We start from the raw sequence: 24,096 nt of genomic DNA, 5'->3' as shown, positions 1-24,096 counted from the left end.
GTATCCAATTGACTTAGTTTTAACTTTAATGCGATTAAAACTATAAGTTAAGATCAAAAGTTTACTTAGTATAAAATTTCTATAGTTCATTCTAAATCAAATGGATCTAGAAGTTGGAAATATCGTTGGTGGACGCTACAAAATTGTTGAAGAACTACAAGAAGGAGGTTTTGGCAAAACCTTTGTTGCTGAAGATTCTATGAAATTTAATACAAAGTGTCTTGTTAAAAAGTTTATACAACCTTATGATGAGAAGTCAGAATTAGGGCGAAAAGCAAAAGAATTGTTTCAAACGGAAGCAAGAATTCTTTTAGATTTAAAAAACTATCAACAAGTTCCAAATTTATTAGCTTACCTTGAGAATGAAGACTGCATAGTACAAGAACTTATTCACGGAAATACTCTGAAAGAAGAGCTAGAACAACAAATCTTTGATGATCAGCAAGTCCTAGAATTTCTTTCTGATATATTGCCAGTACTTCAAGTAGTACACAAAGAGGGTATTTTTCATCGTGATATTAAACCTGATAATATCATTCGCAGTGATAACAACCATAAAATAGTGTTAATTGATTTTGGGATTGCAAAGAAAATTTCAGAACTTAGTACTCCAACAGACGGAAGTTTAATCTCTAGGAAGTATAACAGCACAACACTAGGTACACCTGGCTATAAATCACCTGATGGGATTATATCTGCTGCAAGTGATTTATATTCTCTTGGTGCTACTTGCTTTCACCTTTTAACTGGAGATTCACCTGAAGACTTACAGTGGAACTTTGGAGATGATTGGTGCGAAATGTATTGGAGTAACCTAGAGATTAAAGTTAAAAAATCAACAGCGTCTATCTTGAAAAAACTTCTTGGTCTGGATGTAACTAATCGTTACCAAACTGCTGAACAAGTATTGAATGATATTAAAAATATAGATGAAGTAAGACGGAGGGGACGTGTAGAATTTCTTCTATCTATAATCAGTAGTACTACAGAAGAAAAGTATAAATACTTAGCAATCGATGATTTAATTGAGTTAGGGGCTGGGACAAGTGTAATAGTTCCTTATTTGATTGATATGCTTAAGAGTGATAATCAAGAACTTAATTCATTAGCAGAGTCCCAATTAAACAAAATTGGACAAGAATCAGTTCTTTCTGTTGCCGAGTTACTTCAAGAAGAGAAAGTCGAAATTAGAAGACGATCTGCTAGTGTACTTGAAAGCATCGGTTTACAAGCAAAAGCAGTAATTCCTAATCTTATTCGTGCCCTAGAAGATAGTGACCCCGAAGGAGATGTTCGTTGGTATGCTGTTATTGTAATAGGAAGAATGGGAATACTAGCAAAAGACGCTATTCCTGCTCTAATTGAAAGACTAAAAGATCCTTATTCAGGTATTCGTGCTTATGCTGCCTTTGCTCTAGGAAGTATGGGCAAAGATGCAGAAAGTGCGATTCCTGCTCTAATGGATACAATAACAGATAAAAGTAATAATGTTTTTATAGCTTCATTGGAAGCATTAGAATCTATAGGATTTGATATAGAAACTATAAGGATAAACTTTACTTCAGAAAAGACACCAAACGAAGATTCCTCTGGAAAACAAGTAGTTATTAATCACAGAAAAGACCAACTAAAATTACTAAATCAAGAGAAAAAGAAACCAGGCATTCGCCTTCTGTTTAGGCGGCCTCGGAGTTCGGAGACACCTCCGCAAGGAGAAACTTGGGATTCATTTTACGGTCGAGAACCAGTCCGTGAGCATTAGTAACAAGTTAAGGCTGTAAGGCAAGTCCTCTTCCTCTGTGTTCTCTGCGCCTCTGCGGTTCGTTATTTAACTCTGCAAACTTAGCTTGGCAGACTATTAGGTTCTTACCGAATGTTGCACCAGCCAGCAATGTAAGCCCACCATTAAGAGCGCCAATGGCAGCATCAACATTGGGATGATTTCTAAATTTGCCCAACTTGCAATCCAGCCTGCTCCAGTGGGTATAATCGCTGCCCCCAAACTGGCGGCACTAGTGGCAATGCTAACAGCCGCAGGAACATGAGGGTTAGGTAATCGTTGAGGAATTAACCAAATGGTTGCAGGAAAGATGGCTGCCAACCCAAAGCCAATCAATGGTAAGCTAATCCATTGATCTGGCAGTTGCCACCAAGCAAGCAATCCAATTATTACAAGACTGAGCGACATACTGATTGTGCGGACTGCCCCAAGCCATTGCAAGAAATAACCTAAGATGAAACGTCCCAATGTTAATCCCAGCCAGTAGGCACTAACGCTGTAACCAGCAATCAGCGTGGGAGTGTGACGAGCGATAGACTGTACAGTGTATGCCCAGTTGCCGATGCAGGCTTCAGTGCCAACATAAACTAGCAAAAGTAGCCCAGTTAGCAGTACTATCGGAGTTTGCAGCGCTTTGCCTAGATTTTCTAAGGCAGTTGTATTTGATGCCAATACCCGTTGTGTCATTGGTGTGTAGTTGAAAATGATTACGCCCAGCACGCTGACAATTAATAGGCTGACAATTCCAGCTAATACTCCATAAACCTGTCGCCAGTTCATGCCAACTGCTAACAAAGTAGTAGCGATCGCAGGGCCTGAAAGTGCGCCAATACCATAGAAAGCATGGAGCAAACCAATCAAACTAGCACTGCGGGAATTTTGCACAATGTAGGTGTTAATGCCTGCATCAATCAACCCAATGCCCAATCCTAACCCCGATCCAGCCGCAACCATGAGAAACCAGGAGGGTGAGATGGCATAGATCGTCAGTGCCATCGTCAGCGCACCCGCAGCAATCAACAGCATTCGGGCTAATCCCAGGCGACTACTCACAAGACTGCTGGTGAATGCTGCCAGAATGTAGCCGCTAATTTGACTGAGAAAAAGTAGGGTAACGGTTGCTGGAGTCAGGTTATATGTAGACAAAATCGAGGGCAGAAGAACTCCTAATCCTGCTTCAGCAATGCCAATGGCAATAAAGGCATAGAAGGCGATCGCCGAACCTATCCACAGAGGCGGTAGAGTGCGTTGATAGTCTCTCATTGGCTGGAATACTCCTGGATGGAACAATTTGACTGCTGAAATTTACTCAATTAATCATCCTTAAAACAATACCTTAACCAAAAAAAGAGGTAGTCTAACTTTTGCTGAAATAGTCCAACACAAGACCATACTTGATTATTAGGCAAAACACAAAACCTTAGTCCAGACGTACAAGACAATAACATCCGGATCTTCAATGTGAAATTAATTAAATCAGAAAGTTGATAACTAGCAATTTGAGTTATTATATGTGCATATGTGCAACATTATTTTAGAGCTTTAAAACTTAAGTAATAAAAGTAGGAAAAGTAATATTCGTTTTCAATGACGCAACCAGCGGTATTGACAAAATTAGCGACTTCCCAGTTGGTAAAGATACTCTCAGAGTCTCTGCTGCTGGTTTTGGTGGCGATTTAATCGCAGGTGCTTTTATTTCGGCTAATCAGTTTACAATTGGTTCAGCTGCAAGTAATTCTAGTACCAGATTTATCTATAACGACGCTACCGGTGCATTGTACTTTGATGTAGATGGTATAGGCGGAACCGCACAAACCCAGTTAGCCAAGCTATCGCCAGGTCTTGCCTTGAGCAATAAGGACATTTTCATTAGTTAACATTTATCTGTAGATAAATGGCGTGTGGTGAGCGCACACAACCACAATGCAGACATGTACCCCGTTGGGATACCTAGTCAAGTAGGAGGTAAATCTGGGGACTCCTTGCTGGGGCTGGGCAATTGTGGAGTTAGGGGCAGCTGCATCTAGCCATCGCATTCCTAACTTCTACCCAAGACAGCTGAAGAATCGGCAGTCTCACTAGCGGGGATTAGGAGAGAGGGGAGCGCGATGTAGGGTATTTGCTTTTTTATATCCCAGTGGGGTACTGCTAGGGAACCGCGCCTTTTCTGAAGGCAGAAAAGTTGTTACAATTTTTCTGTCTCAGATGTCGCCTTTGCAGTAGTGTTAACGTGAGTTCGATGAACTTTAAACTCTGAAACCGTTGACCAGCCTTTTGTCTGAGAAATAGCTGTTTCTAAAAATGCTTGAGTTTATTGAGAATAAAATCAGTAACTCTTAAATCGAGCAATTATTGACTTTATTCTCAACTATTGATTAAGAGTTTCTTTCAGCCTTAGCTTCAATAATCCTTTGTGTATAGGGCTTGTAGCCCCTAAAATCCGTCGAACTCACGTTAAAAACTGTCTAGAGTATTGGTTGATTCAATTTGAGAAAAAATAGCGCTCGCCTGAATCTATAGTTATGTATTTTTCTACCCTAAACTATTAGTAACCATCTCAAAATCTCATTACTATCTTGCAAAAAAGTCTACAAGGATTTGAGAAAAACCCTTGTAAAAACTGGATTGCAAATTTTCGGACAGGTCTATTTATCCTTAATCTTTGAATACTTGAGCTGCTAAGAACGCTAATGCTACTGTACCAGCGATCGCACCCCACTGGAGAAGCGGATTTTTATCTAGCCAGTCGGAAACACTCGGTATAACTAAATTACCAAAATCCCCTTCAACTCTGTCGTCTTCAGGAACAGATTGGTAAAAATTATTTGGTGCATCTTCAGATTTCGGCTCAGAAGAACGTAGGAAATCGAAGCCGACGAGCAGTAACAGTGAATCTACTAATGATGGTGAGACGCGCTGTACCACATCTAATATTTTAGCTACATCCCCAACCAAGAAGTCACGAGTTGGATGTTCGGCTACATAGAGGATAGCATCAGCTACAAGTTTCGGGTCATAGTAAGGTGGTATCCCAGAAGGCTTTACGCCTAATTTCGTCAGACCATTATTCCAGAAGGGGGTGTTGATCACCCCTGGCTTCACACTCGTGACGCTGATCGGCCATTTTTCATGTTTCAACTCAAGGCGCATGGCTTCGATAAAGCCCTCTACCCCGTGCTTGGCTGCCGAGTAAGCACTTTGGTAGGGAAGCGATCGCCTACCTTCCATTGAAGAGACGTGAATTAGTGCCCCCCGTCCCTCACGCTTCAGATGGGGTAGGGCCGCCATTGCACCATACACTTGTCCCATGAGATCGACATCAATAACATGCTTAAACTCTTCCGGTGTTGTGTTGTCGAAAGTGGCAAAGATGCCGATAGCAGAGACATGTACCCATGTATCGAGTCGCCCGTAGACTTCTACAGTTTTATCTGCGATCGCCTTAACTTGCTCAAATATTTCCACATCAGCTACGCAAAAAGTTGCCTCGCCGCCAAAGCCGCGAATCTCCTCCACTAAAGACTTTAGCTTCGATTCACTGCGAGCCGAGACTACCACTTTTGCCCCGCGTCTAGCAAACTCAAGAGCTGCGATCCGTCCGATACCGCTGGAGGCTCCAACGACCGAAACAACCTGCTGATTGATTGGCTTTAATTGCATAAGTCTTACTTTTTAAAATAAATTAGGGATTGGAAATTGCCTTCGACAGCGTTAGAGACTTTAGCTTCAGTAGGCAATTCAGTTGCTTTGTTAGTATCAGTTGCTATTAAAAATATTTTTTAATAACTCTACTCTACATATATATGTTAATTATTATTACGGTTCCAGTTCTCTGTCTATTGGGGAATCTGAAAGCGTCACAGGATGTATCTCAGGGCATTGTCTAGATTTTTGATAGTTTCGACTAAGAAGCATCAGGAACTTACCCGAAAAAGTTTAGAAAATCTCATCTGTAGCCGTTTACCTACTTCAGACTCGAATTTCAAATGACGCAATTTCCTGATACTATTTACTTTTTTTACAAACAGCCTGTTAGTCTGATTCACTCCTCAAGACAGATGCGAAAGCAGATTTGATTGTACCTCCCGCTTCCTTGAGTTTCTGGGCAATGGGTTGCTCATTATGCAAAAACACACGCGCACAGTTACGTCCCGGCAAACCGGAAATTGAACCACCCGGATCAGTTCCAGCACCAGTAAGATACAAGTTATCAATTGGTGTTTTGTAGTTAGCTAATTCCGGCAACGGACGGAAACAAAGCATCTGCTCTAAGGTCATATCGATGTGGTAATAATTACCTTTGTAAGTCCCTAACCGTTCTCCCAACTCAGCCGGACTTTCTACATGACGGGCGATGATTGAATGTTGCAGATTAGGCGAGTACTGCGCCAGTTTATTAATCACCTTGTCTGCAACTTTGTTTTTCAGTTCATCCGTCCAACCCGTACCTTTTAACCCCGTACCCTCTGCACCAGCAATTTGATAAGGGGCAAAAAACTCTATCCATAATGTGTGTTTGCCTTCCGGTGCCATCGATGGATCGAGTCCGGTAGGCATCACCACATACATTGATGGGTCTTCATCAGGAATTTTGCCTAGAGTAATCAGACTATGAGCTTGTTCCACATGATTAACGGAATCAGCAATCAGAACAGAACCCATCAGATAATTATCTTGGTGATTGTGGTGTACAAAGCGCAACGGTTCGGATAGAGCGCAATCGATTTTGAGGATGGTTTCATTATTGTTGATGATGCGGCGGTCTAACCTTTCGCGTAAGTTGCAATCGGCACTATCGACATCGCTAGTATCCATTAGTTGCAGGAATAAGCGTTTGGCATCAATACTTGAGATTACACTTTTGTTGGCACGATATTCTTTACCACCAGCAACCCGCACACCGACAGCTTTACCATTATCTACCAAGACTTTTTCCACCTTTTGGTCAGTGAGGATGGTGCCACCTTCACTTGTTACCAGCTTCACCAAAGCTTCGACAAGTCCGCCACTACCGCCACGCGGTCTTGCCATACCGGGATTATGACGCAACATCATCATCATCGCCCCGAAGGACATAGCTTTTTGCGAGGGAGGGGAACTCAGTTCTGCTGAGAGTCGAGCCAAAGGTGCTTTGAGAAATTCAGAATCGAAATACTCGTTAATATTATCTGTGGCACTGCTGAGTAAAGTACGAAGTAAATCAAGGGTTGTATTAGAGCCACCTAGAATGGAAAATAAGTCTTGCAGACTATTGAGATTGTAATTGCCTGCAATATCAACAATTGATTTGGGTGGCGCATTGAAGAAAGGAGAAATCCCTTTAATAAAGCGCTGCCAAAAGTCGGCATACTCAGCGTATTTTTCAGCATCACGCTGACTGTAACGGGCAATTTCCGCACAAGTCTTTTCCACCGATTTATGGGCTAAGAAATACTTACCATCAGGATGGGGGCAAAAGACAACCGGATCGCAGCTAAGATATTCCAAGCCGTACTTATGCAGTTCCAACTCTTGAATAACTGGCCCTAAGAAAATAAACAAATGGTTAATCGCGCAAGGACTAAATTTAAAACCAGGCGCTTCATTAGGCATAAGTTCTTCAGTTGTAGAACCGCCACCGGGGAGCGATCGCCCTTCTAATAACAGGACGCTGTAACCTGCTTTCAGTAGGTAGCCTGCACAAACTAAACCATTATGACCAGCGCCAATAATTACAACGTCATACGCTTCCATGACTGCAATGTGGGGATTAAAGTATATTCCCTGATATTAGAAAGTGCTGAAGATATCTAAATCTTTCGTGGGTTATAGAATATTTTTATATCTAGCAGTAGTATTTTTATCGCCAAGAAGCAAATTTATTTTTAATCTAATTTTGCTAATATCTACGTATAGGATTGTGCCCAAATGAGCAAGGCTATAAATAAATCCAAATCTTAGATTACTTGTCCTTTTTCTCACTTTTTACCTGCGTTTTCGTAGTCATTTCTTCCAGCTCTTTGAGGTGTTGTGCATTCACCAGCCATTCTTCTTCTAAGTTAAATTTATCTACACCATATTGACTTTGTTGCTTTTTTAGTGTTGCAATCTCATGATTAATTATTGCTAATGCTTTACCTTGAGTAATTGCTTTTTTTAGCAACTCAAACCGTGATGTTTCGTCAAGCTGATGCAACAGCCGTAATATAAAACGACTGATGATAACTTCATCTCCAAAATCAAGAATGCCATTAGATTCATCATTTTGACACAATGAGAGTTGCTCGCTTACATCAAACAATGCTTCCACAACTGAGGGAATATAATTTACAGGAATTTCCTGTACAGTGGAATTCTCTAGCTGTTCTATAAATACTCTAGCTTGTGTTGTACCGTCTGGAAGTTTTTGTTTAGCAAGTTCTATCAAATGGTTTCTAAATTTGTCTTCATCTCCAACTAAACCAAGGATAGTTTTTCTTTGAATATTAGATAACTCGTCTGCTGATAACGATAGACGAAAGTAAATAGGAAATATTTCTAAACTACACACACGTAGTTGTTCGCGCCATTCTAACTTTTGTTTTTCATCTAAATAGGTATTACCCAAAATGAATTTTAACTTCGGAAAAAGGTACATTAGCAGATTTTTAATGGGCTGCTTGTCCTCATCTGGCAGTTGAGCAAGCCAGGTATTCAGAAGAGTGTTGAGTTCATCTATTGAAGGGTTTACCTCTCCTGCAAAAATATGAGGATTTTTATGGATTATGCTATATATATTTGGACTAAAGACTCGCAAAGACTCAATAGCAATGTAATCAACTGGGTTTACTTCATCTTTTACTGCTGGATACGTCACTGTTAAAGTGTTAACAAAACGAACAATATTGCGGATGTTAATAATAAAATGATCTATTCCTTGAAAGTAAATATCACCCCAGCGACTTTGGTTAAATTTTTGTTTTGGAGTTTCAGCAAATATCTTATCAAGCTTTGCAAAAAGCAGCCTGCGAAGTGAGGTTTTATCAGGAATAGGTAACTCAAAACTAACTTGAATAAATTTTTCCAAGTATGTTTTACCTGATATTTCTTTGGTATCTGCAATTGTTTTCCTGACAATTTCTTCTTTGTCAAAAACTATCAAATAGACAACGTTAGTAAAATTCCGCATTGCTTTGAAAATACGAAATAACTGCTTGATATCTTCAGCAGCCAACCGATCAATATCGTCAATTGTTATGACTATTCGCCGCTGCTGCTGTATTAGCGTGTCTTCTACTTCTTCTTTTAATTGGGCCGCTTCCTTGTCCTTCTCGTCCAATAATGCTGCTAATGCTTTGCCAGTTTGAGCATAAGGTAGAGGAATATCTGAAATAATGGCGGCAAAATCAGCTAGTCTCTCTTTCAAACCTTTTGGCACAGATGACTCTTGACTTAAAACGTTTTGTAATTGCTCGAAAAAGCGTCTTGTGATATTTTCATGTCCAGACAATAACCAAGGATTAAAAGGAACGATTATTGGTTGCTCCTCGTCTGGTTTTTGCTGAATATAGTGAACTACAAAGTTTAATAATGTAGATTTGCCAGAGTTCCAAGAACCATAAACTGCAATAACGAAACCTTCGGGAAAAGGCATTTTGCAAATGCTGTCTGCTAGATACTTGGCGAAGTTGGCATGTCCTAACAGGTCTTTTTCTGGATCAACTAAGGAGCTATCTACCGATATATCGTTAATTTCCGTCTGTGCCATAAAAAATTTTGATTACTTAATACTGCGATCGGAAATAGACCGTGCTGTAGGGGCACAGCAATGCTGTGCCCTTACGAAAGATGTGGTTTTTAAACTTCTCCATATTTGGCATTTCTTGTGAATGCGTAAGTCCTACTGAAGTAAAACAGGCTTTATACCTAGCTTTGAGACGAATCGTTGTGTACTTCACCTTCCTTGAAATCTGCTGTATGTATTTCAACTATCATTTATTGAGGTTTTATAAACTTAATTCCAGGCGCGAAGTCCAGGTGGTAAATGCTTTAGGATATCTTCTAAAAACCAAATCATAATAAATTTAGATTTAAAATTTATATTAATTGTGTCAAATTTATATTAATTGTATCAAACAAAAATAATCCATCTTTGTTAAAACCCTATAAGCTTCAAAAATAACTTTTTTTTCAATCGTCAATATACTATAAAACGTCAAATTAAATTAGCCATTGTAATCCTTTATCGTGTAATTTATGTTCGATATACTGCATTTCTTCGAGAGATTCTCCAGTAGCGATCGCATAAATTTCGGTATAGATTTTTCCGTATTTGACCTTCTCTAAAGCTGATAGGATAATCAAGTCTTTGCGATCTAGTTCTGGTTTTAAAGTTACTAAAATTGAATCCAACGTTCCTTCCATACGGTAGTCACTGGAATATTTAGCTACTTGCTTTCCCAGTCCCAGTAGAGTATGACGCTGCAAACACAACGGAGTTGAGCCATTGACTCGGAAATTGGCATCGATCGCATAAAATTGTCCGTCTTGGTCTTCTAGTACATCAAACCCAATTACGCCGAAATAACCCTGTTTGTGAGCATACTGACCAATGGCGGCAATCATCTCAAAGAACTTGCTCATGTCAGTGTTGCGGTAGTCAATCAGTCCCCCTAAATAATTACCTTCTGGAGTGACTAGTTGGCAGGTAGTGCCGATGAGGGTTATCTCTCCCGCCTTGTTGACATAGAACTGTACGCAGTAATTCTGCACCTGATTCTTGATGAACTCCGAGACAATAATTCTATCGAGCAACTTAATATCCAGATATTTATTGATTTCTTCAAGACAGTAGTTGAGATCGCTGAGGCTTTTGATGATATAAGTGCCTTCTCCTGAGAGTCCGTGGGACGTTTTAATTAAGTAGGGAAATTGTGGTAATTGAATGTCTTCTAGACTACAGGAGTGCAAATTGTAACTCTCGTATTTTGGACATTGCACCCCCAGTTCGGCTAGGGTTACTTTGCTGAGTAAGCGGTAATGGGTGTCTGAATCAATAGCGTGTTTTTCAGGTTTTAGACGATCAAAGGGAAATAGAGTAATGAGTTTGTCAAAGCGTTCGCTGTGACTGAGGTCATCCAGATAAGTCAAGCGATCCATCATCAACCTATTGGAGTAGCTGAAGCCGAAATACTCTTGCCAGTATGCAAGCAGCGACTTTGGCGGCGGATTAATTGCAATTCCTGGAATGCGATCGCCTAATACAGCTAAAATTTTCCAAGGTTCCTTTTGGCAAATCTTGTCAAAGGAGGTTTTGGTGGCTTCACTACTGCCATCTTGAATAAAATATTTTTCCAGGTTGGGATAAGCAGCCCAACTGGCAGTTGCAGGGTAATTTAGGATAAACCCATAAGATGCATCTGTGATGTCTTGAGCAAATAGATCAGAAAGAGAACTTCCTTGAAAGTATTGAAAGTTATATTTTGAGTTCATTTAGCCCTCCCAAAAACCGCATCCCCAAATAGTTGGACAGATACATCTTCTGTCTGCACTCCTACCAGCAGTACCCTGTCTTGCTCAGAGACAATTTTTTCAGTAATTGCAGCTAAGGCTTGGGCTAATTTCGGCAAAATGAATCTATCTTTTAGTCGGTTTTGTTTGTAAAACCGTTGTAATTGTTTGATTTCACTATATTTTCTACTCTGAAGATTGCTATACTTTTTTTGCATAAAGCTAATATTTAGTAATTTGCTCTTTATTTATATATTTTACTTATGTTTTAATTAACTCTATCAAGCGAAAGAAATAAATTAGTTTATTTATTCTTTTAAGATAACATTAGTCTGAAATGATTGTTCATCTGATGAAGTAATATCATAAAGGTGTAAATGTGTAAAGAGTGCTGTGGTTGAGATATTTTTTAACCTAATCTTTCTCCCTGTTAGTGTGATCGCACTTTGAAAATATTCAAGAGGTGATTATAAACAGGTATAATTCTTAAAAATGCCTTTACTCTTTGCTGTGGATCTGCCGTAGGCACAATTTGATTCATAACAAGGAGTTCTGGAATCATTTCTTTAAGGTTTGGCGTAAGAGACTCAATCATCAAATAATTCTTTTGGAATAATTACTGGGTTCTTAGACTTTAAAATTCTCTCAGAACCTCCAAGACTAAGATTTAGTTCAGTTTTTATTATTCTTAGATCAGCCATCTTATAGTGATAGCGCTTGAATTTCTCTTTAAGTTCAATATCTAAAAAGGTAGTTTGGAATTGACCATCCTGAGACATAGAAAGCATTTCAGGCTTAATCTCAACTTCATTAGCCGCAAGGAACGTATTTACAAGAACTTGGAATGTTAAAGGCTTTTTGTGATCGAGATGGGTTTCGTAGATAGCAACTTTTTCGCCTGTAATATCACATTTTACTTTGCCAGTTTCATCAGCATATTTTTTAAAAAATTGTTCTTTAATCTTCTTGAGGTCATCCTGAACTGCATTTCGACAAGCCTCAACGAATTCTTGATATAGTGACTTTCCTCTTGCGGCTATAGCTGTTAGGTAGGAGAAGTCAGTCTTACTGCCATCTTTACGCTCTATCCAGAAACAACTTGTAGGCATATCGGTTCTATCCTTATAGAAGCACTTTACACCACATCCAATCTTTTTGTCAGCTTCAAGATGACGCTCAATGAGGGCGAGAAGCATTTCATGATCATCAGTATCAACCGTTTGACCATTACGATATCTCTCAAGCATTTGCTTAAAGTATTCTTTGGCGTTCTTCTGAAATTTGAACTCTTTGCCATTCAGAACAATAGGCTGTCTTGCCATTAGCTTTTTCTATACATGTTACCTGATACGTAAATAATAATTATATCAATATAGGACTCCAATTTGATTTCTGAAAATATACTGAGATTGAAAAGCCCGTTTTATCAGGGTTTTCTCTAAAATCTTGTTTAAAAATCAGATATTAGTTCTATATTATACAAGTTATGTTAATATATATTTACATAATTTTTTGAATATATCCTCATAATACCCGCAATGTTTTAGAATGACATCTTGAGTCAGCTACTCACGATAAATTTCTGAATATTAGTCTTTACAACTCAACGATGAAACTGTCTCGTAGATGAAAGTCAGCCTCCGCGCCTCTATGAGTTAACGCCCAGTAAGTTACCTCACCATCTCTGTGTTTAATAACTGTAGTAATGGCAACTTCAATAGCTTGGTTTGCCAAGATAATTTTATCCAAATCGACATCTAACGCAAGGGCGAAACCATCGGCTTGATTCTGAACACTAAACAGTAGCTTTTCAAAGGCTGTTTCCTCTTGCATTCCTTGACGATACCTATCAAAGCGATAGACATTCCAATGTCTGGCGGGGGAGAGGTTGAATTCCCAATACCGTTGAGAATCTTTGATGCTAAGAAAAAACTCTAAGCAAGTGTCTTCCCACAATTCATGCTTGCGTGATGGTGCATTTGATGGTGGAGCAATTGCAATTTTTTTTAAGTCACCTCCAAGGTTGTAGCAGATGGTAAGTTGATTAGCATTTCGGGAGATATTACCTGTAATTTTCAAATTAGGAAAGGACTCAGTAGAAGGAAAGGGTTGCAGGAAAAATGTCTGGAGGTTCATTTCATATCTTTGATAATTTTGCGAATCTGCGTTTCTTGAGATTCAATACTTTCAGTCAGCTTAAACTGGACGATCGCTCTTGCCAAGTTATGTTCTGGGTGTTTGATTTTGAAGTAGACATTCCCTGCTAAATAATCAGCAAAAAATCTCAGTCCTAGTTCAAAAGTAATTAGACGAATTGCATCATATATATATGCATAATCATTCTCGGTCAGAAATGCCTTAGCCACAGCGAGATAACCCTGTAAGATTTCCTGACACAAATCGGTATCGAAATAAATACTTTCCCAATTCTCGGTTTCTTCACCAGCCGGATTGCAACCCGATCGCAGGCAATCACCAATATCGTAATGTACCAAACCGGGTTTCACAGTGTCCAGGTCGATGACGCTGACGGCTTGCTGGGTAACAATGTCAAACATCACGTTATTAATTTTTGGATCGCCATGCATCAAACGCAGAGGTAGCTTGCCTTCAGCTTTAGCATTTTCTAAGATATGTGCAAAGGCTTGGCGATCGCTAACAAACTGTAAGCAATAATTAACTTCAGAGGATTGAGGCGCACTAGTTTTCACCAAAACTTTCTCGTAATGTTGAAGATAAAACGGTGTAATATGAAACCCTTCAAGGGTGTCAGCAAGTTTTTCTGCTGGCAAGTTGCTGATTAAATTATGGAACATGCCCAAGGCATAACCGATTTCTTTTGCGTGGGAGCGATCGCACATACTATCAAAAGACTGGGAGCCTTCAATAAAGCTGATTGCCCGCCAAAATGAACCATCTGCATCCCTCCAGTGGTCTTGAGCGTTTTTGGTCAACAATACACGTGGCACTTCCCAGCGACGATTAAGGGGTGTATCCTGCAACCGTTTCTGAACGTGTTCAGTTAAAGTACGCATATTCTGCATAATCAATTGTGGCTGACGAAATACCTGTGTGTTAATGCGTTGCAGGACAAAATGTTGTTCCTTTGAGGAATTTAGAGTTGCTAAAAAGGTGTCATTTATATTACCACTGCCAAATGCTTTAACGCCTGTAACCTTCCCCAGTTGGGCGAATTGGTTAGCGATCGCCACCAGATTCCGGGTATCCTGTGTATTGAATTCTTCTATCATCTGTTTGACCTGTACTACTCCTCACGTACATTGCACGAAAGCAATAGGGGATATCGTAGCGCAAGTGTCAAGATAATTTGTAATTAGTAATTCGTAATTAGTAATTCGTAATTGATTACCAAACTGTCAATTATGAATTTTTAAAAGTACTACAGCAATCCTGAATCCATTCGTGAAAAACAAGATCCCCAACTTTTCAAAAAAGTCGGGAATCTGCGGGTTGCAATTCTCATCAACCCCGTGCTAATTCAACAGTTAGGAAATCTCATCGCTATCAACCCACTCGTCATAAGATGAGTCATAACCAACGTAGTGAAGATAGTATTGCTGGCCTTGGATTTGCTCAATTGTTGCGGAATACCAAGCTTCTTGGTCATCATCCCAACATTTTACTTTTTGACCTACTGCATATCCATTTTCATCCGTGGAGCGAAGATCGCGAGTCCGAATGTCATCTTCGCCCACCCACTGGTCATAAGATGAACCGTAACCAAGGTAATGAATAAAGAACTGGTCATCTTGGATTTTCTCAATTGTTCCCTGATACCAATCTTCCTGATCATTATCCCAAACTTCTACTGTTTTGCTTACTTCATACTGATTCTTATCTGATTTAACAGCAGATGAGACATCTTGAATCGGCTTTTGTTGCTCTTGCTTGATTTCCTCTTTTACTAAAGTGTATGCTTGCAAAATCAAATCGCGAGCGACAGTTTGAATTCCTGTATGCTCGTAGTAATTGGTAGTTTGATCTAGGAATGCTGCAACTAAATCTAAATTATCATCAGCAATCTGAATAAAATTACCCAAATTACTAGAAATTGATTGCGGGGTTATGCCTGTCTTGAATACTAAATTATTCATCCAGCCTTGTACGGAGTTGAAACCTTGACTGATAAAACCAACTTTATCAGAAGGATTACTGCCTGGAAGAAAGTTATTAACGGCTAAGAAAACCGGATTTTGAGTTATTGCACTAGCATCAGTGCCACTAATAACTCCGTGAATTTTGCTAAGAAAGTCAGGGCCCAAGGGCAGAATTCCATCTAGACAAACTAGAGCTACCATCCGCATTAGGGATGCATTTTGATAGTTGTTAGTCAGGGAATTAGCAAACTCTTGAGGATTAGGTTGAGGAATACCATTTAGTTTACAAAAGGCGATGATTTCGACGGCGATTTTCAATACTAAGTCAATGGATTGAGTGACATCAGCTTTAGGAGTAATTTTGCCTAAAAAAGAAAGAAAGCCGATTTTCTCACTAACTTTATTTGCTAAAGCCGCCGCTGCCATAGCTGTGTCTGCCTTATCAATTGTTTGATAAAGTTTAATTGCAAACTGGTAGCTTTGTTGAGGATCTTGGTATAGCGTGACGGCGCGATCGCGAATTTTCTGAATTATCTTAGCATCGGTTTCTCCAGTAATGGCGCGGATATTATTGTCAAACCCCGTCAAATTGCTCCATTCACCTGGTGCTACATAATCAAGAGCCTTTAAAACTTTGACAGTAATATTGTCAGTTGGTAATTCGTCAACCAACTGAATAATTGATTTATCCATCAGCCGATCCTCAAAACTCATAATATCGTGACAACACGGTTCAGATCAGCCCAGATGGTCAACGCTGGGCGAATTGCTGAAGCGTATTTCAATATAGAGTTCCCCGACCTGACCAGAAAATAACGACGTTAGTAACAGGCGCTACACTTAAAGATATTGCACAGGCGATCGCAGAAGGAGGAAAAGCAGCATAATCAAGCTTTAGCCCGACTGCGGGTGCGAGTAGAATATGCAATTCGTCGCTTCAAAATATTTCGCATTTTCTCAGGGCGTTATCGCAACCGTAGAAAGCGGTTTGGCTTACGCATAAATCTAATTGCTAGGTTGCTTAACTCCGAACTGGCACATACTTCTTGATTCGTGCAGGAGGTCTATTGTCTTCGCATAAATTTCCTAGCTTGGGTGCGATCGCTAATCTGTGCCTTGTGAGGGATGCTCAAAAAATTAGACCTTTTTGAGCCGACTTGACTTTAGCAGTTTATAAGAGGACGCATATCCTCTGGCTTTGACAAATTCACCAAATTGTGCGTTTGTTACCTCATATTTATCAATACAGAAGTTAGTCACCGTTACATCTCCAGGCGATCGCTCTTTAAAGAAAAACTTTTTGGTTTACTGAAAATGCTTTTTACCAACGCTGCCTATTGCTTGAGCGACTTCTGAGGCTGCCTGTGTGGCGGCAGCAGGAACTAGCACTGACAGCACCACATCAGATTCAATCACCAATTGTTTTAATGAGCTTGAAAGAAGTTATTTTTTCTCCTTCGTAAGCTAGGGCTTGGTCGCCTGCTTGGGCAAATGCTTGGGCGAGTTCAAGCAGCTTTTGTCGCTCTTGCTCGTTAACGATACCAGCCGGAGGCGGCATTCGTTTTTCTTTAATTTGGCGCACCGTTTCGTGTCGTAAGGAGAGCGCTTGATTTGGATAACTCAGCATTAATAAAGGGTTTTGTTTAGCTGCGTTGTCTGGACTATGACAAACAATACAAGCGTGTTGACGTAGATTAACCTCAAATGCACGATAGGCAGCATCAACTTCAGCAACGTGTGGGTTTGATGGAGAAAACAAACGGGTATATAGTGTTACATAAGGTTGCTTCTTCCCATGAGCATCATTCCAAACCCACTTACCATCCCATACATGATTTACTACTGGTCTTTGTGAGTCAACCACAGCTGAACGCAGCGCCCCTTTGAGCTTTTTCTGTTCTAGAAACAAAAGTAATTCAGTACTTTGCTGGTAAGAATTCCACTTTTTCGATGAGTGCCAAAAAGGATAAGGATAAGCACCAATATCAAGCTGATTGCGGAACTGAATGGGAAGGTGAATCACAATTAAATTGTTTACCTGTTCAACTTTTGGTTCACCTTTGAACATAAAAGTGGCTAGGTATATGCGACGCCAAACTAACGGATCAAATTCAGTTGTTTGATTATCTTTGAGATTGTAATTACCGACTTTGCTTTGAGCGCCCCACAAGAAGGGTGCATTCATGGTTTTGCGGAGAGTTGTTAGCTTAGCGAGTTTGTCAGCGCATGAGTTGAAGGCAGCTAAATTTTTAGTATCAGAGACAACGGGACAAGCAGCAATAATTTCTTTACCTAATTTCTTAGCTAGTTCTATGTCCGGCGATGCTTCTTGTGCTGATACTATATTTTTGGGATTGAGTGCTTGTGTTGTAGATATCAAGAGCGCGATCGCTACCGCTATGGTCAATAACATAGATCGCGTAGGCGCAGCCCGCCGCAGGCATCGAGAGTAAAATCTCCGAAGATCAGACATTGTAGAACTCTGAAACTAAATAGGATTTAAGTAAATGTAGAGACACGATATTTCGTGTCTCTATATTTTCTAAACAGTCAAAGCTTTAAACTGTGATTCTTGTACCATCAAACTTGGTGAAGGTGAAACCTGCAAATTTTTCGCGGAACGTTAGCTTTTCATCCTTAAGAATGCTGATGGCGATCGCTTCGCCAAGGGCCAACGACGCTGCTGCATCTGTGCGCCAGTGAATCCCAGCACTATCACGACCCAAGCCAATATTTGCCGCCAGTTTGTTCAATTCGCCGCCCACGGTCAGCAGTGGCCCTTGATAGGGAATCAACTTGGTGGGATCTTTGGGATCGGGTACCACCGGATTCGGAATCACATAACTCTCATCAAATAGTGCTTTCAAAATCGTGACACTGGCACCTGCGGACACCGAAGCGCCCCCTGGATAAGAAGAGTGGAATGGTGCCCCTTCAGGAAAAGCTTGCGGTAGCAGATAGGATTTATTTTTGCTGAAGAAGCGGTCTAGTACTTCTGAGTTAAAAACATCGGGGTGAATCGGATAGTTTGTTTTATTCACCTTGTTGTTGTGAACCAACCCACCATAAGCCTCTGCTCGCAAACGACGGTGAACATAGTACTTCTGCCAATAAGCCGCTCTGATTGCATGTGGAGCAACCCAAGCGATGAGAGATTGTGAATACCCTGGACCAAATGTCGCAGAACCACTCGCTTGGGTCTTCGAGTTGTTATAAGGATTACCGGGATTGTAAGGTGAGCCAACGCCACCAGCTAGGAGGTTATCAATGACTGGCTTGGCGAGTAGAATTAGAGCAGCATTTGCATAGACGGGTGGTGGCGTATGGGCAATCTCTGACTGGTCGCGCCCGTTAATAAAGTAGCGACGGGTTGAGTCAAATTTAATCGTTCGACCAGGATCGCCACCATTTTGTACCAGCAACCACTCGTTATAGTTGGTTTGAAAAGTGTTTTCGGGAATAGCTAGGGGAACACGGTTAAGCTGAACATAACTCTGTGTTCCTGCAGGCACAGGACGCAGTAAAAACTGGGAGACGTATGGGCCCACATCTACCCCTGGTAACGTGTGGTAAGTCGTTCCACCAGAGGCATTAACGTAAATTGCAGTGCCTCGAAATAGGAGTTCGGGTGTAACCTGTCCGTTCTGTTTAGGCCCTTTGAATGCTGACAACCGATTCAGATCCTGAACTGCTGCCAGAATCAGCGGGTTAGCTGTATTATTGCGGAACTCGCTAAAGGGTACATCCTGCAACAGTTGTTGCCAAGCAATTTCGAGGAATTCAGCCGCCTGCTCTGCACTATCGAGGGTAGGTGGCACTGGAATTGTCAATTGGCTCGGATTCAGCCCACTCAAGCTAACCGCTAATGTACCGAGCGGTTGTACCAGCTTCCGTGTGCCACCCAGGATGATATTTTCATACTCATTGGGATCATCGGAGTTCAACGCATTAATAAAAGATTGATAAGCCTTCAGATCCACTTCGCCCAGCTGGTTATGGGGTAATCCTCGTGTATCCGTCGCAATTTTGTTAGCATACTTCGCCTCATCTCCATTGGTGGGATGAGGAGCAATAGGAGTTTCCCAATTAACCTTGGCTGCTCTTGTACGTACTTGAAAAGCTCTATTACGAAAGTTGCTATAGTTAAACGTTGCAGCAGGTTTTTGGGCCTGGACAACATTTCCTCCTTTCTTCAAGGAAAGGGATGAGCTGAAAACCCCTGCCACAACACTAGCTGCACTAAACAAACCGGCGCGACCGAGAAATGAGCGTCTGCTGGCGTGACTACCAAAGAAACGTTTGCTAGCTACATGGGGTTGTTTCAGTTTATCTATTTCGCTATTAGCCTGAGTATCTTGTTCGGAACCTTGATGAGAATTTGGATCTAATTGCATGAGATGTTCTCCACTGGAAAAAAATAATGCAAAAATTTAGTCATAAGTGAATACATGAGCATCTGAAAACTAGAACAACTAGCCACACACGAAATGCCCACCTCTAGAGAAACAGGGAAATCGAACTAGATTTGGGATGATATCTGGGGTTACTTTACTGAAAGGTAACTTACATAGGAGTGATATCAGTTTGGTTAAACACTTAATAATATCTGTAGGTTGGGTTGAAGAACGTAGAACCGAATGCGAACAGCATCTCGTAGAGAAGGGGCTTACCGCAGGGTAACCCAACATTTGATCCTTATTCATGTTGGGTTTCACTGCCGTTTAATCCAACCTAAATTGATAGATTTTATTAGAAGTAATCACCCAAACTTGATATGATTCTCCTGACAGTAATATCGGCATTCAGTGCTCGTATGATGCCTTGATTGCATGGCTGTTATACTTTTGTAGTTGTAATCAGTGTGATCGGATGTTGCCGGGATTAAAGCACAGCTAAAACCACCGCTTGCTTCCAGTTAAGCTAGATAATCCTGTAAATCTATCGATTTACCGTATTTTTTAGAGATTAAATCAGACTTTCTCACAATCGGTGATAAAAATCAAGAGGTTTTTACAATAAACTTAACAAGAGCGTGAAAGCCCCAGAGGAACAGGCGCACAGCGTCGTATTCTCTGCTTGAGACTGTGGATAAAACGCAACGCGGTAGGTTTTGATCGAGTATCAAAGGCGGTTGTTGTTGAAAGGTTGAGTTGAGAGAACTACGAGTAGGCGTAGCCCGTCGTAGACATCGCTTCCAGACAACATCCCATCAAAGCGGATTTAGCCTTTATTGGACTGGGCAATTAAGCCCAACTCTGCATAAATTGGATGCACTATTTTTCTTATTTGGGGCAGTTGTCTACTAAAGAAATATGCTCCTAAAATGCAACAAACACCGCCAAATAATAAAGAATTATTAACACCAAAGTAACCTGTCAATGCTCCAAAAAATAAATTACCAAAAGGCAGTATTCCTAAAAAACCAGTTGTAAATATACTAGTTACCCTACCTCTTTTATCTTCATCAAGAAGAATTGATTGCATAAAGTTACTGATTGAAGCCAAGGTTAGAGTATTATTCATGCCGATGATAAACATGAGTAGCAGACAAATCTCTAAATTTGTTGAGCGAGAAAACACTATTAAACCTAAACCTAAAAGTGCGGCAGAGATTGCTATAATTTTTCCCAGTCCCATAACATTTTTTCTAGAGATGAGATAAATACCTGAAACTATGGAACCAAAAGCCGAAGCTGTCATCAAAAAACCCATAGTTTCAGCGTTACCATTTAGTATTTCTTGAGCAAAAATTGGCACTAGATTGACATGAGTCATTCCCATAAAACAAATCGTAACTTGCAATATCAATAAATATTTAATCGGCAAAAATTCGTATGCATAAACAAACCCTTCTTTAAGATTTTTCCACATTTGGGGTTTTTGAGCCAAGGAATTATTGATAACTGGGTTGACTTTGATAGTTAAGATTGCAGATACAAATGGTAGATAGCTGATACTATCTACTAAAAAACAGGAAGCTGCACCAGACCTGGCAATCAGTAAACCCCCAATCATCGGGCTAACAAACTTCGCTGTATTAATCAAGAATGAATGGGAAGCCATTGCACTATAAGTATCTGATTTCTTATCCAAAAGTCTGGGAATAATTACCTGGCGTGCTGGTAAATCGAAAGCTTTTACAATTCCCTGAATCGTGCCTATGGCAATAATCCATGCAACATTGATATTATTGCTAAGAGTTAAAAAGGTTAAGATAGAAGATAGCAGAATAGATACTAGCTGAGTAGTTAATAGAACATATCGTAAGTTCCAGCGATCTAGCAATACTCCTACCAAGGGTGTAATAATTAAGCCCATAGCTTGATTTGTAAATCCAGCTACACCCACCAAGACAGCCGAATTAGTTAGTTGATAAACTAGCCATACCAAAGCAATTTGAGTCATCCAAGACCCAAAAAAAGATAAGCTTTGTCCAATAACAAAACAAGAAAAATTTACAGATTTAAGCGCAGGTGGAAGTTCAACAAAAAACTTTGGCTTGTGTTTTTGGATTTTTACTTTATTACTTGGTATCATCAGTTTTTCCCTATTTGAAAATTATTGCAACCCTGTTTAAGGTTTTCATCCTTCGTTCGTTTTTAGGACTTACGCACAAGAGATCCCCTTTTTAATCCTCTTTTGTCACTTTTGGAGAATACAATAACCCAAAGGTTTATGGGGCTTTGGCTTTCACTTTTTGTCTATAAATTTTAGTTTCTGTTAAAAAATCAAGCCTCAAACCTTGATTCAACCTAAGTCTCAGAATCTGGATTCGATTATTGTTTTCCGAGAGTGACAAACCAGGGTTAAGGGGGGATAGACGTTTCTATTTGTTAGGGTGTAAGTCCAGTTGTGTTACTTTGCCTGTGCTTTGCATTCACTCTGTTCATAGTGCTTTTTCTTTTAACCTATTACCCTTGGATTAAGATAATTTGCACGGATGAGGACATTGGTAGAGACATTGCATTTCAACGTCTCTACTAATTTTTTTGATGAACTTTTAGCAGACTTGCATATCACCAGCCTTGAAATAGTATTAGCAAAGCTTAATGTTAGCAAGTCAGAAAGTTTGTATACTTAGTATTAAAGCAAAAAAACAGCGGCACTACGACCAGAATGCATATCATACTATGTTTGGTCGAATAGCGACAACCCCTACTGCTAAACAGTAAGGGTTTGAGGTGGTTGATGCTCAATTAAACACAGTTGACATCACAGCCAAGCGCGATCGTATTGAACAGGCCAGAGTTTATCGTGTCCAAGTTGTTTGGCTGCCAGATGTGGCCAGTAAGGATTGCGGAGTAGTTCACGTCCTAACAGCACTATATCAGCTACTTCTGTACGAATAATCTCGTCAGCTTGTTCAGGGGATGTAATTAAGCCCACGGCTCCTGTATGAATATTAGCTTCGCGGCGGATGCGTTCGGCAAATTGAGTCTGATAACCAGGTTTAATTGGGATATGAACGCCCGGTATGATCCCACCTGATGAACTGTCAATGAGATCAACTCCTAAAGACTTGAGTTTGTCGCTTAAAGCAATACTTTGCTCAATGTCCCAGCCATTGTCTACCCAATCGGTGGCGGAGATGCGTACCCAAAGTGGATGTGTCTGAGGCCAAACCTCTCGGACTGCTTGAACTACTTCTGTGAGCAGACGAGTCCGGTTTTCAAAACTGCCACCATAATCATCTTCACGGTGGTTAGAAAGGGGTGAGAGAAATTGGTGCAGTAGATAACCGTGAGCAGCATGGATTTCTACTACCTTGAAACCAGCTTGTAGAGAACGTTTGGCAGCTTGAGCAAAGGCGTCAATAATTTCTTGAATTCCCTCAAGACTGAGGGCTTCTGGAACTGGGCTATCTTGGCTAAAAGCGATCGCACTACTCGAAACCAAGGGCCGCCAACCTTCCTGAGATTCATCCAGCACTTTCCCTCCTTTACTCGGTTTGGCAGTGCTGGCCTTTCTACCTGCATGAGCAAGTTGAATACCTGCAACAGCGCCAAAGTTATGGATCAATGCCACAGTCTTGGCTAAAGTTTCGATGTGTGAATCTGACCAAATTCCCAAATCTTGCGGGCTAATGCGTCCACGCGGCTCTACAGCTGCTGCTTCTGTGAACACTATACCTGCACCGCCAACTGCGCGAGAAGCTAGATGAATAACGTGCCAATCATTAGCATATCCATTTGTACTGGAATATTGACACATCGGTGAGACGGCAATGTGGTTGCGAAAAACAACTTCACGAATCTTGAATGGTTCAAATAGATGTGCCATTAATCTTGATTCCTTCTCTTGCTACGTAAAAGAAATTGGGGAGGGATTTGCAGCATGAACTCGAATTTGCATTAAACAGCTGGAGATTTTCTCTTCCGTACACTGAAATGAGCGATAAACGCCACAGCCAACAAAAACAATCCCAAAACACAAACGCTTGATTATGTCTAGCTATTTATTTAGTTACACTAATAATTAGGTATGCATATTTTCATAAAGACTGTATAATATTTAAAGTACATTAAGCCGACCGATAAACTGTAGTATATCATCTAACTGACGTAGATACCTGCCAGTTAATTATTTAACTGCACTAATCAGAAAACAGAATGGTTTCTTTCATCCATAGTGGGCGATCGCTCATGAACAGCTTCTGTCTTATTGCTTTAGTTTGAGTTGTGCAATCTCAAATAGTCTGCATGTCACGATGATTACAAGGAAAAGATTTCA

Annotated in this window: 16 protein-coding genes and 1 pseudogene; 2 read left to right on the top strand and 15 right to left on the bottom strand. The window is 40.4% G+C overall.

Going from position 1 to position 24,096, the window contains the following annotated elements; genetic code table 11:
- The first annotated feature begins 100 nt into the window (after positions 1–100).
- Positions 101–1,762 (top strand): HEAT repeat domain-containing protein, encoded by a 1,662-nt coding sequence (locus HWQ58_RS11915; RefSeq protein WP_292862131.1) that lies wholly within the window; start codon positions 101–103, stop codon positions 1,760–1,762.
- A gap of 96 nt (positions 1,763–1,858) precedes the next feature.
- Here the strand turns inward: HWQ58_RS11915 and HWQ58_RS11910 are convergent, their stop codons facing one another.
- The 10 genes from HWQ58_RS11910 to HWQ58_RS11865 all read right to left on the bottom strand — a co-directional run bounded on the left by HWQ58_RS11910 (position 1,859) and on the right by HWQ58_RS11865 (position 16,059).
- Positions 1,859–3,043, bottom strand: coding sequence for an MFS transporter (locus HWQ58_RS11910; RefSeq protein ID WP_292862128.1), 1,185 nt, complete (start codon positions 3,041–3,043; stop codon positions 1,859–1,861).
- A gap of 1,392 nt (positions 3,044–4,435) precedes the next feature.
- Positions 4,436–5,440, bottom strand: a complete 1,005-nt coding sequence (locus tag HWQ58_RS11905) for an SDR family oxidoreductase (protein ID WP_292862125.1) — start codon at positions 5,438–5,440, stop codon at positions 4,436–4,438.
- Positions 5,441–5,812: 372 nt separating this feature from the next.
- Positions 5,813–7,513 carry a beta-carotene ketolase CrtO gene (gene crtO / locus HWQ58_RS11900; RefSeq protein ID WP_292862122.1) on the bottom strand — a complete coding sequence of 567 codons (1,701 nt, stop codon included), beginning with the start codon at positions 7,511–7,513 and terminating at the stop codon, positions 5,813–5,815.
- Positions 7,514–7,721: 208 nt separating this feature from the next.
- Complete coding sequence (locus tag HWQ58_RS11895) at positions 7,722–9,506, bottom strand: P-loop NTPase fold protein (RefSeq protein WP_292862119.1); 1,785 nt, start codon at positions 9,504–9,506, stop codon at positions 7,722–7,724.
- A 452-nt stretch (positions 9,507–9,958) separates the two neighbouring features.
- A complete protein-coding gene (locus HWQ58_RS11890) occupies positions 9,959–11,230 on the bottom strand; it encodes an ATP-grasp domain-containing protein (protein WP_292862116.1) in 1,272 nt (423 codons plus the stop codon).
- A complete protein-coding gene (locus HWQ58_RS11885) occupies positions 11,227–11,466 on the bottom strand; it encodes a hypothetical protein (protein ID WP_292862113.1) in 240 nt (79 codons plus the stop codon). The genes HWQ58_RS11890 and HWQ58_RS11885 overlap by 4 nt, the downstream gene beginning before the upstream one ends.
- A 369-nt stretch (positions 11,467–11,835) precedes the next feature.
- Positions 11,836–12,570: a DCL family protein gene (locus HWQ58_RS11880; RefSeq protein WP_292862110.1), complete on the bottom strand. Its 735-nt coding sequence runs from the start codon at positions 12,568–12,570 to the stop codon at positions 11,836–11,838.
- Positions 12,571–12,844: 274 nt separating this feature from the next.
- Positions 12,845–13,384 (bottom strand): DOMON-like domain-containing protein, encoded by a 540-nt coding sequence (locus HWQ58_RS11875; RefSeq protein ID WP_292862107.1) that lies wholly within the window; start codon positions 13,382–13,384, stop codon positions 12,845–12,847.
- A complete protein-coding gene (locus tag HWQ58_RS11870) occupies positions 13,381–14,499 on the bottom strand; it encodes an aminoglycoside phosphotransferase family protein (protein ID WP_292862105.1) in 1,119 nt (372 codons plus the stop codon). Before HWQ58_RS11870 ends, HWQ58_RS11875 begins: the two co-directional genes overlap by 4 nt.
- Positions 14,500–14,754: 255 nt before the next feature.
- Positions 14,755–16,059 (bottom strand): Tudor-knot domain-containing protein, encoded by a 1,305-nt coding sequence (locus HWQ58_RS11865; protein WP_292862103.1) that lies wholly within the window; start codon positions 16,057–16,059, stop codon positions 14,755–14,757.
- Between the two features lie 156 nt (positions 16,060–16,215).
- Here HWQ58_RS11865 and HWQ58_RS11860 point away from each other — a divergent pair, with 156 nt between their 5' ends.
- Entirely contained in the window at positions 16,216–16,416 is a 201-nt protein-coding gene (locus HWQ58_RS11860) for a transposase family protein (protein ID WP_292862101.1), read from the top strand.
- Between the two features lie 87 nt (positions 16,417–16,503).
- Here the strand turns inward: HWQ58_RS11860 and HWQ58_RS11855 are convergent.
- The 5 genes and pseudogenes from HWQ58_RS11855 to namA form a co-directional block, all read right to left on the bottom strand.
- Positions 16,504–16,641: pseudogene (locus tag HWQ58_RS11855) on the bottom strand (SUMF1/EgtB/PvdO family nonheme iron enzyme); the annotation flags it as partial.
- Positions 16,642–16,774: 133 nt separating this feature from the next.
- Positions 16,775–17,839, bottom strand: a complete 1,065-nt coding sequence (locus tag HWQ58_RS11850) for a hypothetical protein (protein ID WP_292862099.1) — start codon at positions 17,837–17,839, stop codon at positions 16,775–16,777.
- An 85-nt stretch (positions 17,840–17,924) separates the two neighbouring features.
- Positions 17,925–19,760, bottom strand: coding sequence for a vanadium-dependent haloperoxidase (locus HWQ58_RS11845; protein WP_292862095.1), 1,836 nt, complete (start codon positions 19,758–19,760; stop codon positions 17,925–17,927).
- 826 nt (positions 19,761–20,586) lie between these two features.
- The gene (locus HWQ58_RS11840) at positions 20,587–21,903 is read right to left on the bottom strand and encodes an MFS transporter (RefSeq protein WP_292862092.1); all 1,317 of its coding nucleotides are present in this window, start codon (positions 21,901–21,903) and stop codon (positions 20,587–20,589) included.
- Between the two features lie 675 nt (positions 21,904–22,578).
- Positions 22,579–23,646 carry an NADPH dehydrogenase NamA gene (gene namA, locus HWQ58_RS11835; RefSeq protein ID WP_292862089.1) on the bottom strand — a complete coding sequence of 356 codons (1,068 nt, stop codon included), beginning with the start codon at positions 23,644–23,646 and terminating at the stop codon, positions 22,579–22,581.
- Positions 23,647–24,096: the final 450 nt, after the last annotated feature.

Origin of the sequence: Nostoc sp. LPT (assembly GCF_017115165.1) — a bacterium.
Lineage (GTDB): Bacteria > Cyanobacteriota > Cyanobacteriia > Cyanobacteriales > Nostocaceae > Nostoc.
This window is presented reverse-complemented; position numbering and strand designations above follow the sequence as displayed.